The sequence below is a fragment of the Cellulomonas sp. genome, from assembly GCF_965229465.1.
Lineage (GTDB): Bacteria > Actinomycetota > Actinomycetes > Actinomycetales > Cellulomonadaceae > Cellulomonas.
The window spans coordinates 2,744,989-2,760,423 of the sequence record NZ_OZ245882.1 but is presented as its reverse complement, the minus strand read 5'-3'; the positions used below and the strand labels follow the sequence as shown (position 1 = coordinate 2,760,423).

Here is a 15,435-nt window from a genome sequence, read left to right as displayed (position 1 = left end):
GCCGGTACCGACGAGTAGGGTCGTGCGGGTGACAACGACGCCCACCACCCCGAGCGCGCCGGCCGAGCGCGCGGCCTCCCCGATCGACACGATCGCGGAGTCCTACATCGCCCAGTACGCGACCCTCGACCCGCTCGGCGCCACCGCCATGGGGATCGCCGGTCACGACGCCGAGATGACCGACCTCTCCCCCGCCGGCCAGCAGACCCGTGCCGCGCTGGCGCGGGAGACGCTCCAGACGCTCGACGGCGTAGCCCCCACCGACGAGATCGACGAGATCACGCTGGCCGCCATGCGCGAGCGCCTCGGCCTCGAGGTCGAGCTGCACGAGGCGGGCGAGTTCCTGCGGGACCTGAACAACATCGCCTCGCCCGTCCAGGGCCTGCGCGACATCTTCGACATCATGCCGACGGGCGACACTGAGGCCTGGTCGAACATCGCCGCCCGCCTCAACGCCCTCCCGGGAGCGGTCGACGGCTACATCGAGTCGCTGCGGCTGGCCGCGAGCACCGGGGCCGTCGCCGCCGTCCGGCAGGTCGAGGAGTGCGCGCGACAGGCCGCCGAGCAGGCCGACCCCGAGAGCTCGTTCTTCACCACCTTCATCACCGGCGAGGCCGTCGACTCCGTGCTCGACGACTCCGCCGCGTGCTCGCTGGTCCGCGCCGAGCTGGAGCACGGGGCCACGGCCGCGCGCGCCGCCTACGCCACCCTCGCCGCCTTCCTGAAGGACGAGCTGGCCCCGCAGGCCCCGCAGGAGGACGCAGCCGGCCGCGCGCGCTACGCCCTGTGGTCGCGTGCGTTCCTCGGTGCCGCGGTCGACCTCGAGGAGACGTACCGGTGGGGGCTCGAGGAGCTCGCCCGCGTGGTCGCCGAGCAGGAGGCCGTCGCCGAGCAGATCGCCGGTCCGGGCGCCACGGTCGCGCAGGCCGTCGCCAAGCTCGACGAGGACCCCGAGCGCACGCTGCACGGGACCGAGGCGCTCCAGGCGTGGATGCAGGAGACCTCCGACGCGGCGATCCAAGCCCTCAACGGCACGCACTTCGACATCCCCGTGCCCGTGCTCACGCTCGAGTGCAAGATCGCCCCCACGCAGAGCGGCGGCATCTACTACACGGGTCCCAGCGACGACTTCAGCCGCCCGGGCCGCATGTGGTGGTCGGTGCCGCCGGAGGTCACCACGTTCAACACCTGGCGCGAGAAGACGACCGTCTACCACGAGGGTGTCCCGGGGCATCACCTCCAGGTGGGGCAGGCCGTGTTCGAGCGCGCGACGCTCAACACGTGGCGCCGGCTGGCCTGCTGGACGTCCGGCCACGGCGAGGGCTGGGCCCTGTACGCCGAGCGCCTGATGGCCGACCTGGGCTTCCTCGACGACCCGGGTGACCGGCTCGGCATGCTCGACGGCCAGCGCATGCGGGCCGCCCGCGTGGTCTTCGACCTGGGAGTGCACCTGGGCCTGGAGGCCCCCGAGGAGTGGGGCGGCGGCACCTGGGACGCCGACAAGGGCTGGGAGTTCCTCAAGGCCAACGTCAACATGCCCGAGGCGTTCATCCGCTTCGAGTGGAACCGGTACCTGGGCTGGCCGGGTCAGGCGCCCTCGTACAAGATCGGGCAGCGCCTCTGGGAGCAGACGCGCGACGCCGCCGCGGCGAAGGCCGAGGCCGCCGGTGAGGAATTCGACATCCGCGCGTTCCACGCCCGGGCGCTGAACATGGGCTCGCTGCCGCTGGACGTGCTGAAGACCGCGTTCGCGAGCTGACGACCGACGACGAAGGGCCGGTGGCGCACGCCACCGGCCCTTCGTCGTGCCTCGCAGAGCGTCAGACGATGAGCGTGGAGCCGTACTTGGCGAGGACCGCGACGGCCAGCAGGACGATGAGCGCGGTGGTGACGAACCAGTCGTTGCCGTGCGCCACGAACCGCCGTGCGGCCGGCCCCCAGCGACCCGGGAACGTGATCACGCCCTCGCGCACGTTCAGCCGCGTCAGGCCCGCCCAGACGAGCGTCGTGGTCACGGTGATGAGCAGGCACCACGGGCAGAGCGCCTTGATGACGAAGTAGGCCTCGAAGAACAGCCACCAGGCGAACAGGAACCCGAGCGTGTAGATCGTCTGCGCGCAGAGCATGTACCAGCGCGGGAACCGGACGCCGCCCGCGATCGCCACCGCCACCGTGATCACCACGGCCTCGGCGGCGATGCCGAGGTACGCGTTCGGGAAGCCGAACAGCTGTGCCTGCCAGCTCCTGGCGACCGTGCCGCAGCTGATGACCGAGTTGAAGTCGCACGCGAAGGTGGCGTTCTTGTCCGCCGCGAGCGCCAGTGCCTCGATGGAGAGCACGAACGACGCCAGCAGGCCGAGCAGGCCCGAGACGGCCATCTCGATCGCGGTGCGCGTCCGCCACGCCTGGGTCGGCGGCTCGAGCAGGTCGGGGTCCGGATCGACCTCGAGCTCGTCGAACTCGCTCAGGTCGTCGTCCACGTCGCTCGACGACCTTGTCGCGTCACGCACAGCGCCTCCTCGGCGATCCCGAGCCGACGGTACCGCCCGCCGCACCCGACCACCCGTGCGCCCATTGTGCCTCGCGGACCTGTGCCGCCACCCAGGACCTTCGGACGAGCGACGAACTAGGCTCCCCACCCGTGACCCGCCTGCTGCTCGCCTCCGCCTCCCCCGCCCGCCGCGCCACCCTGCTCGCCGCGGGGATCGACCCCCTGGTCGCGGTGTCGGACGTCGACGAGGACGCGGTGCTCGCGGCGGCGACGGACCGCTTCGGCACCCTCGACCCGGCCGACGCGGTGCTCCTGCTGGCTCAGGCGAAGGTCGAGGACGTGTCCCGGAACCTGCCCGACGAGCTCGAGGACGCGACCGACCTGCTGCTGCTCGGGTGCGACTCGATGCTCGAGCTGGACGGTCAGATCTTCGGCAAGCCCACGGACGCGGCCGACGCCACGGCCCGCTGGCGGGCGATGCGCGGGCGGTCCGGCGTGCTGCACACGGGGCACTGGCTCATGGACGAGCGGGACGTGCCGACCATGCTCGGGGCGACGTCGTCGACGACCGTCACGTTCGCCGCGCTGTCCGACGAGGAGATCGACGCCTACGTCGCGACGGGCGAGCCGCTCTCCGTGGCGGGGGCGTTCACCGTCGACGGGCTCGGCGGACCGTTCGTCGACAGGATCGAGGGTGACCACCACGGCGTGGTCGGGCTGAGCCTTCCCCTGCTCAGAGAGCTGCTGGGTGAAGTGGGAGTGACGATCCCGAGCCTATGGAGGACAGCCTGACCTAGGTCCCAGGGAGGACCCCGACGGCCACGCCACGATGTTCACGTGAGCCAGCCCGCGAGGTTCACCGGGTCCGGGTAGGCCGGGACCGACCAGGGCACCCAAGGACAACATCATGTCGACCGTCACGAACCCCCGCTTCGTCCGCCTCGCCGGCCTCCTCTCGATCATCGCCGGTGCGGTCTTCCTCATCGCCGGTGCCGTCACCTGGAGCCAGGTCTCGAGCCACCTCGCCGCCGAGAACATCACGGTCTCCGACGACGCAGCGGCCTTCGCCGGCGCGTCGGTGAACACGCCGTGGGAGGCCTTCGCCCAGGCGGACATCATCAACCACCACGCGCTGACCGCCACCGACGGCAAGACCTACGCGGAGCTGGACAAGGAAGACCCGCTGCGCGCAGTCGCGATGAACGGCTCCTTCCTGCGGGCCTCGCTCTTCACCTCGGTCGTCGCGTTCGGTGTCGCCGCCCTGGTCATGGGCATCGGCGTCGTCTTCGGCCTCATCGGCTTCGCCCTCCGCCAGGTCGCGCCGGCCACCGTCGTCACCGTCAAGGACGACAACGCGCTCGCCGCGGTCTGACGACTCCAGCGCACGCACACAGAGCCCGGCCCCTGAGGGGGCCGGGCTCTTGCGCTTGTGCCCACCGGACAACCGCGGGCGCGCAGAGCGGCCATCACACGGGCCTCGCCTGAGGATCCCTACAAACGACCGCCCTCGGAGGTTGGCCGGATCGACAATCTTGGGGAGGCACGGGCGACGGGCGACGGTCGGGAACGCCCCGGGCGTTACGGTGAGCCGTGCCCGCCATCTCCAAGGTCCTCATCGCCAACCGCGGTGAGATCGCCGTCCGCATCGCCCGAGCCTGTCGCGACGCCCGGATCGGCTCTGTCGCCGTCTACGCCGACACCGACCGGGAGGCGCTGCACGTGCGCGTCGCCGACGAGGCGTTCGCACTCAACGGTGCTCGCGCGGCGGAGACGTACCTGGACATCGGCAAGCTGCTCGACGTCGCGCGGCGCTCCGGTGCCGACGCCGTGCACCCCGGCTACGGCTTCCTCGCCGAGAACGCGGGCTTCGCGCAGGCGGTCATCGACGCGGGCCTGGTCTGGATCGGTCCCCCGCCGTCAGCCATCGACGCGCTCGGGGACAAGGTCAGCGCGCGGCACATCGCGCAGCGGGCCGGCGCGCCGCTGGTGGCGGGCACCTCGGACCCGGTCGCGGGCGTCGCGGAGATCCACGCGTTCGTCGCCGAGCACGGACTGCCCGTCGCGATCAAGGCGGCGTTCGGCGGCGGAGGTCGCGGGCTGAAGGTGGCGCGCGAGTCGGGCGAGATCGACGAGATGTTTGAGTCGGCCACCCGCGAGGCCGTGGCGGCGTTCGGGCGCGGCGAGTGCTTCGTCGAGCGGTACCTGGACCGTCCGCGGCACGTGGAGACGCAGTGCCTCGCGGACCAGCACGGCACGGTCGTGGTGGTCTCCACGCGCGACTGCTCGCTCCAGCGCCGACACCAGAAGCTGGTCGAGGAGGCGCCCGCGCCGTTCCTCACCGACGCGCAGAACACCCAGCTCATCGAGTCGTCGAAGGCCATCCTGCGCGAGGCCGGCTACGTCGGCGCCGGGACGTGCGAGTTCCTGGTGGCGGCCGACGGCACGATCTCGTTCCTCGAGGTGAACACGCGCCTCCAGGTGGAGCACCCCGTCTCCGAGGAGATCAGCGGCATCGACCTGGTCCGCGAGCAGCTGCGCATCGCGGCCGGCGAGCCGCTGGGCTACGACCACGTGCAGACGCGCGGCCACTCCATCGAGTTCCGCATCAACGGCGAGGACCCGGGCGCGGGCTTCCTGCCGGCCCCCGGCCGGATCACGACGCTCCGGTTCCCCTCCGGCCCCGGCGTCCGCGTGGACTCCGGCGTGGTCGAGGGCGACAGCGTGTCGGGACTGTTCGACTCGATGATCGCCAAGCTGGTCGTCACCGGCGCCGACCGCCCGCAGGCCCTCGCCCGAGCGCGCCGCGCGCTTGCCGAGCTCGAGGTCGTCGGCATCCCGACGGTCGTCCCGTTCCACCGCGCGGTGCTGGACGCCGAGGCGTTCGCGCCCGCCGACCCCGCGCAGCCGTTCTCCGTGCACACGCGCTGGATCGAGACCGAGTTCGCGGACACCGTCGCCGCGCTCAGCGCCGCGCCGACGCCCCCGCAGGACGAGGACGACGAGCCCGCGGTGCTGGAGCGCGTGGTCGTCGAGGTCGGCGGCAAGCGGCTCGAGGTCGTCCTGCCCGCCGCGCTGGCGCTCGGTCGTGGGATGGGCGGGCTCGGTCGCGGGTCCGCCGGTCCGTCCGCCCGCCGCCCGGTCCGTCGGGCCGCCCGTACCAACGGCGGCAGCAACGGCACCACGCTCGCGTCGCCGATGCAGGGCACGATCGTCAAGGTCGCGGTGGCCGAGGGCGCTCAGGTGGCCGAGGGCGACCTGGTCGTCGTGCTCGAGGCCATGAAGATGGAGCAGCCGCTGGTCGCGCACCGCGCCGGCATCGTGACCGCGCTGACCGCGGGTGTCGGGTCGAGCGTGAGCGCCGGCACCGCCATCTGCGAGATCGTCGGCTGACGATCCACCACCCACGGCTCCCCGGCGACGGCTGGGTGGAGTGCGCCTGCGGGCGGCGGCACTGGGGTGTGCACGGCGCCGCCGGCCTGCTCCTGGTGCGTCGGGCACCCGACGGGTCCCCGCAGGCCGTCGTCCTGCAGCACCGCGCGCTCTGGAGCGACCAGGGCGGCACCTGGGGAGTCCCGGGCGGCGCGCGGATGCCCGGCGAGACCCCCGAGGACGCGGCCCTGCGCGAGGCGGCGGAGGAGGCGGGCATCGACCGCCAGGCAGTCCGCCTGCGCGAGTCGAGGGTGCTCCAGCACCCCGACTGGTCCTACACCACGGTGATCGCCGACGAGATCCTCCCGATCCACCCCGCGGTCACGGACGCGGAGAGCGTCGAGCTGCGCTGGGTCCCGCTGGACCAGGTCACCGACCTGGACCTGCTCCCCGCCTTCGCCGACGCGTGGCCCCGCCTGCGCGAGCGGATCGAGGCGCTCGGCGGGCGGTGAGCCGTGTCACAGCACCGACTTCTGGGACCGTGTCGCTTTCGAGGCAGGTGCGGGGGTAGTGTCCGGGCGGTGAGGTAAGCCTGCCCTCACCTGACTCGCGTCAGCACTGCACTCGGAAGCGTTCCATGGTCGCCAACTACCTCATCGGTCTGCGCGAGGGTCTCGAGGCCGCGCTGGTCGTCAGCATCCTCGTCGCGTACCTGGTCAAGTCCGGGCGCCGCGAGCAGCTACCGGCGCTCTGGGCCGGGGTCGGGGTGGCGGTCGTCGCGTCGCTGGCGTTCGGGGCGATCCTCACGTTCGGCCCGTCCGGGCTGTCGTTCGAGGCGCAGGAGGCCATCGGCGGCACGCTCTCGATCGTCGCGGTCGGCCTGGTCACCTGGATGATCTTCTGGATGGCGCGCACCGCCCGGCACCTCAAGTCGGACCTGCACCACAAGCTCGACGACGCGCTCGGCGCGGGCAAGCAGGCGGTGCTCGTGGTCGCGATGCTGGCCGTGGGGCGCGAGGGCCTGGAGACCGCGCTGTTCCTGTGGGCGTCGGCGCAGGCGACCAGCGGCACCGCGGTCAACGCGAGCCCGAACTTCGCGCCGCTGGTCGGCGCCGCGCTGGGCCTGGGCACGGCGGTGCTCGCCGGGTGGCTCATCTACCGCGGCGCGCTCCGGCTCAACCTGCGCGTCTTCTTCGCCTGGACCGGCCTGTTCCTCGTGGTCGTCGCCGCGGGCGTGCTCGCCTACGGGGTCCACGACCTCCAGGAGGCAGGCATCCTGCCGGGCCTGAACACCCTGGCCTTCGACGTCTCCGCGACGATCCCGCCCAGCAGCTGGTACGGCTCGCTGCTCAAGGGCGTCTTCAACTTCTCGCCCGCCACGACCGTCCTCCAGGCGGTCGCGTGGACCGCCTACCTCGTCCCGACGATGTACCTCTTCGTCCGCACCACCTGGGGCTCCGCGCCCGCCCGCCCGTCGTCGCCCGCCGTCGCGCCGGCCGTGCGCGCCACCGCTGCCTGACCCGCTCGCACGCCCCCAGCACCCTCTCCGAGGAGACCCATGTCCCGCCGCACCTCCGTCGCCGCCGCGCTGGCCGCGCTCGTCCTCCCGCTCGTGGCGGCCTGCGTGCCCAACGGCACCCCGGAGCCCGGCGCCTCGGGCAGCGCGGGCGTGCTCACGGTGACCTCGACCGCCGACGCGTGCGAGGTGTCCGCCACGGAGGCCGACTCCGGCACGGTCCGCTTCTCGGTGACCAACGCGGGCGACGACGTCACCGAGTTCTACCTGCTGGGCGAGGACGGCCTGCGGGTCGTCGCCGAGGTCGAGAACGTCGGTCCTGGCCTCTCCCGCGACCTCATCGCGCAGGTCAAGCCCGGCACGTACTTCACGTCCTGCAAGCCGGGCATGGTCGGCGACGGCATCCGCGCGGAGTTCACCGTGAACGACAGCGGCGCCGACGTGGGCCCCACCGGGGACACCGCCGACCAGCTCGCCGCCGCCGAGGCCTCCTACGTCGCGTACGTGAAGGACCAGGTGGGCGCGCTCATCTCCGGTACGCAGGCGTTCGCCGACGCGTACACCGCGGGCGACGACGAGACCGCGAAGTCCCTCTACGCCGACACGCGCGCGCACTGGGAGCGGGTCGAGCCCGTCGCCGAGTCGTTCGGCGACCTGGACCCCCTGCTCGACCTGCGCGAGGCCGACGTCGAGGAGGGTGCCGCCTGGAGCGGCTGGCACCTGATCGAGAAGGACCTGTGGCAGCCCGCGGCGGACGCGAACGGTGGGGTGACCTACGTGCCGCTCACGCCCGAGCAGCGGGACGCGGCCGCGGCCGACCTCGTCACCTACACGCAGCAGCTGGTCGACGAGGTGAACGCCCCCGACTTCACCTTCGAGGCGTTCCAGATCGCCAACGGCGCCAAGGAGCTGCTCGACGAGGTGGCCACCGGCAAGGTCACCGGCGAGGAGGAGATCTGGTCGCACACCGACCTGTGGGACTTCCAGGCCAACGTCGACGGCGCGCGCGTCGGGTACGAGGTGCTCGCGGACGTCGTCGAGGCCGAGGACCCCGACCTGGCCGAGACGCTGACCACCCGCTTCGCCGAGATCGACGCGCTGCTGGCCGTGCAGGGCTCGCTGGAGTCCGGCTTCACGTACTACGACCAGCTGACCGACGCGCAGGTCAAGGAGCTCGCCGCGGCGGTCGACGCCCTGTCCGAGCCCCTGTCGCGCCTCACGGCCACGGTGACGGGCGCCTGACCTTGACCTCCCCCACGGACCCGCGCGACGAGCCCGGAGGTCCCCGGCTGTCGCGACGGGCCCTCCTCGGGCTCGGGGGCGGCCTGGCCGCCGTCGGGGTGGCCGCGGGCTTCGGTGCGGGCCGCGTGACCGGCGCGCCGGCGGCAGCCGCGACCGTGGACGCCGCGGGCACCTACCCGTTCACGGGCGCCCACCAGGCCGGCATCGTCACGCCCGCGCAGGACCGGCTCTACCTCGCCGCGTTCGACCTCACGACGACGTCGCGCGACGAGCTGGTCGAGCTGCTGCGCCGGTGGACCACGATCGCTGCGCGGCTGACCCAGGGGCTGTCGGCGGGGCCGTTCGGGCCGGCGTCGGGACCCTACGACGCGCCGCCGGACGACACCGGCGAGGCCGCCGACCTGTCCCCGGCCGGACTCACGATCACGTTCGGCTTCGGCCGGTCGCTCTTCGTCGGCACCCCCGGTGCCGACGGGACCCCCGGCGAGGACCGCTTCGGCCTCGCCGACCGCCTCCCCGCGGGGCTCGTCGAGCTGCCGCACTTCGCCGCCGACGACCTCGACCCCGCCCGCAGCGACGGCGACCTGGTGGTGCAGGCCTGCGCGGACGACCCGCAGATCGCCGTGCACGCCATCCGCAACCTCTCGCGCGCGGCGTTCGGGTCCGCCACGATCCGCTGGACCCAGCTCGGGTACGGCCGGACGTCGTCGACCAGCACCGCGCAGCGCACCCCGCGCAACCTGTTCGGGTTCAAGGACGGCACGGCGAACGTGAAGGCCGAGGAGACCGACGCGCTCGCCGAGCACGTCTGGGTGCCCGCGAGCGATGTCGACGCGTCCTCGGAGTGGCTCGTGGGCGGCTCGTACCTGGTGGCCCGCCGCATCCGGATGCGGATCGAGACGTGGGACCGCACCTCGCTGCGCGAGCAGGAGAACCTGGTCGGTCGCACCAAGGGCGAGGGCGCTCCCCTGTCCGGCGGGACCGAGTTCACCGAACCCGACTTCGCGCAGGAGGGCCGCGGCGGCGCACCCCTCATCGCGGTCGACTCGCACGTGCGGCTGGCCCACCCGAACTTCAACGACGGGGTCCGGCTGCTGCGTCGCGGGTACAACTTCACCGACGGCAACGACGCCCTCGGGCGGCTCGACGCGGGCCTCTTCTTCCTTGCGTTCGTCCGGGACCCGCGCACGCACTTCATCCCGATGCAGACCCGGCTGTCCAGCCAGGACACGCTCATGGAGTACCTCACGCACACGGGCTCCGGCCTGTTCGCCGTGCCGCCGGGCATCCCCGAGGGCGCGCTGGTGACCGGTGACGACGGCACGCCCGTGACCACGGACGACAGCCCGTTCGTGGGCGAGCAGCTGTTCGCCTGACCGCCCCGGTAGTCTCGCGCGCGTGACGACCACCCCGCCCGCCGGCACGCCCGTGCGCACCCCGCCCGACGCCGGCACCCCGACGCGGGTGTGGCTCGTCGCCCTGCTCACGGTGCTGTGCCTCGAGCTGGTCCGCGCCAGCGGGCCCCTGCTGGACCGTGCGTTCGCGGCCGGGGTCGTCAACGCCGCGGTGACCGCGCTCGGCGCCTACGCGTGCGCGGGGGTCGTCGCCGCGCTGCTGCTGCTCGCGACGCGGCGCACCACCGGCTCGCCCGACGCCCGCACCCTCCTGGTCGGCTCGGCGGTGCTCGCCGCGCTCCGGCTGGTGCTCCAGGCGCTCGACGGGTCCGCGCTCTTCGTGGTCGGGCTGGTCGCCGTGGCCGTGGCGGTCGGGGTGCTCACGCTGGCGGTCGCGTTCGTCGCCGGACGTCCCGCCGGCGGGCGGGAGGCTGCGATCGGGCTGGTCCTGGGCTGCGGGCTGTCCGTCGGGCTCCAGCTGGTGCTCGGGACGTGGGACGCGGTGTGGCGCGACGGGTGGACCGGCTGGGTGGTCGCGGTGGTCCTCGCTCTCGGGGTGGTCGCGACCGCGCGCGGGCTGGTCGCGTTCACCACCGCCACCTCGGCGGAGGCCACCGGGCGCCCCCGCCGGCTCTGGGTGCTCGGCCTGTTCCTCGCGCTCGCCGCGATGATCGTCGCCAACCCCGCGTTCGTGGCCTCGCAGTCGGGCGTCGCGCTCGGCTGGGCGGGGCTCGTCGTCGTCGTCGCGAACAGCCTCGGTGCCCTGACCCTGCTGCGACGCGACCCGTGGTCCGCGTCCGTGCGGGTGGGCGCGGCGGTCCTGCTGGTCGCCGGGGTGGCGTGCGCGCTGTGGCTGACCGGCATCGCCGCGCTGGCGGCCGTCGTCGTGCTCCAGGTCTCGATCGGCATCGTGCTCTCGGCCGCGCTGAGCGCCCACCGGCCGGCGCCGCACGGGATCATCCGCACGGGCTCCGCGACGCTCGTGGTCGGACTCGGCACCATCGGCCCGCTGCTGCTCTACATGCTCGACTACGACGTCCCGCTGCCCGTCGACAACGTGTGGGTCGTCGTGCTCGCCGCCCTCGGGCTCGCCCTGTCCGGCCTGCGTCGACGCACCCCCGGCGCCGTCCCCGCGCTCACCAGCCCGGACCGGCTGCCGCGCCGCATGAGCTCGGTCCGGCTGCTGGTCCTGCCCGCGCTCGCCCTCGCGGCGGTGGGCCTGAACCCCTCGACCACCAGCACCACGGGCGCCGACGTGCCGGCCCGCGCAGCCGACGAGCCGCTGGTCCTCGTGGACTGGAACCTGCACTACGGCGTCTCCCCGCTGACCGCGGTCGATCTCGAGGGCATCGCGGTGGAGATCGAGTCGATGGACCCCGACGTCGTCACGCTGCAGGAGGTCAACCGCGGCTGGGTGTTCGGGGGTGGCACCGACATGGCCACCTGGCTCGCGCACCGCCTGCGCATGACCGTCCACTTCGCGCCCGCGGCCGACCACCAGTTCGGCAACGCGGTGCTGGCCCGCTCCGAGCTGACCGACGCGGTGGTGCACCCGCTGCCCTACGGCGCCGGCCCGCAGAGCCGGTCCGCCCTGTCGACCACGCTCACCACCGCGGACGGGACCGCCCTGCGCGTGACCTCCCTCCACACGCAGCACCGGGAGGCGAACACCCCGACCCGGCTGGAGCAGCTGACCGCGCTGGCCGACGCCGAGCCCGTCACCCCGCCGGCGATCCTGGCCGGTGACCTCAACGCCGAACCGGGCTGGCCGGAGATCGAGCTGCTGGAGTCCGCGGGCTGGGTGCCTGCGGACTCGGACATGCTCACCTCGCCCTCGGACGTCCCCACGGCCAAGATCGACTGGGTGTTCGGCCAGGGTGTGACGTTCCTCCGCGGCTACGTGTGGGCGGCTCCGCAGTCGGATCACCGACCGTCGTCGGTCGAGTTCTCAGTCGACTGAGACCGGCCCGGTCGACTCCCGGACCACCAGCTCGACGCCCAGCCGCAGGACGGCTTCCTGTGGCGTGTCGCCGTGGATCAGACGGAGCAGCAGCTCAGCGGCCGCGCGCCCCTTGCCCGCGGTGTCCTGCCGGATCGTCGACAGGCTCGGGCTGACGTAACGGGCCAGGTCGGCGTCGTCGAACCCCAGCACCGACACGTCCTGCGGCACCCGGCGACCGGAGCGGATCAACCCCGCCTGGACGCCCGCGGCGAGCAGGTCCGCGGTCGCGAACACGGCCGTCGCCGCCGGGTGCTCGCGCGCGATCCGCTCCCCCGCGACGATGCCGTCCTCGTAGGTGGTGCGGGCCGCGACAGTGACCGGGTCGGCGCCGAGGGCGTCCCGCAACCCCGCCAGCCGGCCCGCCACCACCGGGCTGTGCGAGTCGAGGGGACCGCAGAACACGACCCGCTGGTGGCCGAGGGCGCGCAGGTGCTCGCCGGCCAGCCGGCCGCCGCCCACGTCGTCGGTCCGCACCGCCCCTGCACTCCCGTCGGCCGAGGCGTCGATCACGACCGTCGGCACGTCCTGCGGGAGATCCAGCGCGCGCAGCTCGTCGTCCGTGAAGCCCATCACGACCACGCCGTCGAGGTTCCAGCGCTGCACCGAGTCCTGCACCTCGCGGGCGTCCTCGACGGCCCGGAGCATGAGGTGGTGGTCCCGCTCGCGCAGCGCGGCCTCGAGCGCACCGGCGACGCTCACGTCGTGCGGGCTGCCCAGCAGGCTGATCCCGTCGTCGCGGGCGGGGAGCAGCAGTCCCACCAGGCGGGTGCGGCGGGTGGCCAGGCTCTGCGCCGGACCGCTCGGCACGTAGCCGCGCTGCTGGACGATCCGCTCGACGGTCGCGGCGGTGGCGGGCGACACGCGGCCGAGGTTGCCGTTGACCACGTTGGACACCGTCATCACGGAGACCCCGGCCTCGCGGGCGATGTCCTTGAGCGTGACGCGGGGCACCGGGGTCCTCCTTCGCCTGTTGACGACTGATCTTCGGAAGTTTAGCGTTAAACGCCCGCAGTACCCGAGAGGACACCATGACCCCCAGGCAGCCCCTGCCCTCGCGCCCGGTCGCGGACCCCCGAGCGGTGGTCCTCGGGCCGCAGTTCCGGATCACGGTGCTCGCCGACGGACTAGTGCGGCTGGAGCACTCCGCGGACGGTGTCTTCGAGGACCGCGCGTCCACGTTCGCCCTGAACCGCGAGCTGCCCGTGCCCGAGTTCCGGGTGATCGAGTCGGACTCCCACGTCGAGGTCCTCACGTCCCGGCTGCACCTCGTGTACGACCGCGGCCCGTTCTCCACGAGCGGTCTGAGCGTCTCGGTGCTCGGCGGCGTCAGCGCGTACCACTCGGTGTGGCGGTACGGCGACGACTCCCCCGACTCCGTGGGACTGGGCGGGACGGCCCGGACGCTGGACCTCGCCGACGGCGCCATCCCGCTGGAGCCCGGCATCGTGTCCCGGCAGGGCTACGCGGTGCTCGACGACTCGCGCTCGATGGTGTTCGAGGCCGACGGCTGGGTGGCGCCGCGCGACGGGTCCCGGACCGACCTGTACGTGTTCGCGTACGGCCACGACTACCGCGAGGCGCTCCAGGCGTTCTACGCGGTCTCCGGGCCGACGCCCGTGCTCCCCCGGTTCGCGCTCGGCAACTGGTGGAGCCGGTTCCACCGGTACACCACCGACACCTACACGACCCTGCTGGACCGGTTCGACGCCGAGGGGATCCCGTTCAGCGTCGCCGTCATCGACATGGACTGGCACGTCACCGACGTCGACCCCGCGATCGGCAGCGGCTGGACCGGCTACACCTGGAACCGGGACCTCTTCCCCGACCCGGCCGCGTTCCTGGGCACCCTGCACGACCGCGGCCTGCGCATCACGCTCAACGTCCACCCGGCCGACGGCGTCCGCACCCACGAGGACGCGCTCGCCGCGATGGCCGCCGCTCTCAGCCGCCCGCCGCAGGAGCCGATCCCGTTCGACGTCACCGACCGGGAGTTCCTCGACGCCTACTTCGACGTCCTGCACCGTGGCCTCGAGCGCGACGGCGTGGACTTCTGGTGGCTCGACTGGCAGTCCGGGCCGCACTCGCGCGTCGCCGGCATCGACCCGCTGTGGATGCTCAACCACTTCCACTTCCTCGACAACGCGCGCGACGGGCGTCGGCCGCTCACGTTCTCCCGCTACGCCGGCCCCGGCAGCCACCGGTACCCCGTCGGGTTCAGCGGCGACACGGTCATCTCGTGGGCGTCGCTGGCGTTCCAGCCGTACTTCACGGCGACCGCGTCGAACATCGGCTACGGCTGGTGGAGCCACGACATCGGCGGGCACATGTTCGGCGGCAAGGACGACGAGCTGGCCACCCGCTGGCTCCAGCTCGGGGTGTTCTCGCCGATCCTGCGCCTGCACTCGGGCTCCAACCCGTTCACGGCGAAGGAGCCGTGGACGTTCGAACCCGCCGCGCGCGCCGTGATGACCGAGCACCTGCGCCTGCGCCACCGCCTGCTGCCCTACCTGCACACGATGAACCACCGGGCCGCGGCGCAGGGACGCCCGCTGGTCGAGCCGATGTACCACGCGTGGCCGTCCGAGCCCGAGGCGTACGACCAGCCGAACCAGTACCTGTTCGGCAGCGAGCTCGTGGTGGCCCCGCTGACCAGCCCCGCCGACCTGCGCACGCGGCTGGCATCGGTCCGCGCCTGGCTGCCCGCCGGCACCTGGGTCGACGTGTTCACGGGACTGGTCTACGACGGCGGCCGCGAGCTCCTGCTGCACCGCGACCTGGCGGCGATCCCCGTCCTCGCCCCCGCCGGGGCGATCGTGCCGCTCGACGGCGCTGCGGTGCCGGGCAACGACCCCGTGAACCCGTCGACGTTCGAGGTGCTGGTCGTCGTCGGCGCGGACGGCACGTTCACGCTCGTCGAGGACGACGGCAGCTCCGGCGGCGTCGCGTCCACCCCGCTCACGTTCTCGCAGAGCACGGGCACGTTCACCGTCGGGCCGGCGTCCGGCGCGCTCGACTCCCTGCCCGCCACCCGGTCGTGGACCGTGACGTTCCTGTCGTTCGACGGCTCACCGTCGGTCGACGGCGTCGCGAGCCGGATGGAGCGCACCGACGGTCGCGTGTCGATCACGGTCGACGACGTCCCGGTCGACTCGACCCTCACCGTCACCGTCGGTCCGGACCCGCAGCTGTCGGCCAACGACGTCGGCGCCCGCCTGTTCGCGCTACTCGATCGCGCGCAGATCAGCTACGACCTCAAGACGCGCATCCACCAGATCGCGACGTCCGACGCCCCCCTGACGGTCCGCGCCTCCCACCTCCAGTCGCTCCAGCTCGACCCGGCCCTGGGCACGGCGGTCGGCGAGCTCCTGCTGGCCCGCTCCTGACGACCATGTCGTCGGCGCACCCGTGCGGGCCCGTCCGC

12 protein-coding genes are annotated in these 15,435 nt (G+C 73.2%); 10 read left to right on the top strand and 2 right to left on the bottom strand.

Annotated features, from left to right (window positions below; all coding sequences use genetic code 11):
* The first annotated feature begins 28 nt into the window (after positions 1-28).
* Positions 29-1,759 carry a DUF885 domain-containing protein gene (locus ACO06A_RS13215; protein ID WP_421732692.1) on the top strand — a complete coding sequence of 577 codons (1,731 nt, stop codon included), beginning with the start codon at positions 29-31 and terminating at the stop codon, positions 1,757-1,759.
* 61 nt (positions 1,760-1,820) lie between these two features.
* Here ACO06A_RS13215 and ACO06A_RS13210 read toward each other — a convergent pair whose 3' ends face one another.
* Entirely contained in the window at positions 1,821-2,510 is a 690-nt protein-coding gene (locus tag ACO06A_RS13210) for a vitamin K epoxide reductase family protein (protein ID WP_421732691.1), read from the bottom strand.
* Positions 2,511-2,641: 131 nt separating this feature from the next.
* Here ACO06A_RS13210 and ACO06A_RS13205 point away from each other — a divergent pair, with 131 nt between their 5' ends.
* The 8 genes from ACO06A_RS13205 (at position 2,642) to ACO06A_RS13170 (ending at position 11,972) form a co-directional block, all read left to right on the top strand.
* Positions 2,642-3,283, top strand: coding sequence for a Maf family protein (locus ACO06A_RS13205; RefSeq protein ID WP_421732690.1), 642 nt, complete (start codon positions 2,642-2,644; stop codon positions 3,281-3,283).
* A gap of 115 nt (positions 3,284-3,398) precedes the next feature.
* Positions 3,399-3,863 carry an aromatic ring-opening dioxygenase LigA gene (locus ACO06A_RS13200; protein ID WP_421732689.1) on the top strand — a complete coding sequence of 155 codons (465 nt, stop codon included), beginning with the start codon at positions 3,399-3,401 and terminating at the stop codon, positions 3,861-3,863.
* Positions 3,864-4,081: 218 nt separating this feature from the next.
* A complete protein-coding gene (locus ACO06A_RS13195; RefSeq protein WP_421732688.1) occupies positions 4,082-5,881 on the top strand; it encodes a biotin carboxylase N-terminal domain-containing protein in 1,800 nt (599 codons plus the stop codon).
* 68 nt (positions 5,882-5,949) lie between these two features.
* Positions 5,950-6,372, top strand: coding sequence for an NUDIX domain-containing protein (locus tag ACO06A_RS13190; RefSeq protein WP_421732687.1), 423 nt, complete (start codon positions 5,950-5,952; stop codon positions 6,370-6,372).
* 125 nt (positions 6,373-6,497) lie between these two features.
* Positions 6,498-7,379 (top strand): iron uptake transporter permease EfeU, encoded by an 882-nt coding sequence (efeU, locus tag ACO06A_RS13185; protein WP_421732686.1) that lies wholly within the window; start codon positions 6,498-6,500, stop codon positions 7,377-7,379.
* A gap of 39 nt (positions 7,380-7,418) precedes the next feature.
* Positions 7,419-8,618, top strand: a complete 1,200-nt coding sequence (gene efeO, locus ACO06A_RS13180; protein WP_421732685.1) for an iron uptake system protein EfeO — start codon at positions 7,419-7,421, stop codon at positions 8,616-8,618.
* A gap of 2 nt (positions 8,619-8,620) precedes the next feature.
* Positions 8,621-9,994: an iron uptake transporter deferrochelatase/peroxidase subunit gene (gene efeB / locus ACO06A_RS13175; RefSeq protein ID WP_421732684.1), complete on the top strand. Its 1,374-nt coding sequence runs from the start codon at positions 8,621-8,623 to the stop codon at positions 9,992-9,994.
* A gap of 22 nt (positions 9,995-10,016) precedes the next feature.
* Complete coding sequence (locus ACO06A_RS13170) at positions 10,017-11,972, top strand: endonuclease/exonuclease/phosphatase family protein (RefSeq protein ID WP_421732682.1); 1,956 nt, start codon at positions 10,017-10,019, stop codon at positions 11,970-11,972.
* Here the strand turns inward: ACO06A_RS13170 and ACO06A_RS13165 are convergent.
* The gene (locus tag ACO06A_RS13165; RefSeq protein ID WP_421732680.1) at positions 11,961-12,965 is read right to left on the bottom strand and encodes a LacI family DNA-binding transcriptional regulator; all 1,005 of its coding nucleotides are present in this window, start codon (positions 12,963-12,965) and stop codon (positions 11,961-11,963) included. The genes ACO06A_RS13170 and ACO06A_RS13165 overlap by 12 nt on opposite strands.
* Positions 12,966-13,042: 77 nt before the next feature.
* Here ACO06A_RS13165 and ACO06A_RS13160 point away from each other — a divergent pair, with 77 nt between their 5' ends.
* Positions 13,043-15,397 (top strand): TIM-barrel domain-containing protein, encoded by a 2,355-nt coding sequence (locus ACO06A_RS13160; RefSeq protein ID WP_421732678.1) that lies wholly within the window; start codon positions 13,043-13,045, stop codon positions 15,395-15,397.
* Positions 15,398-15,435 lie beyond the last annotated feature (38 nt).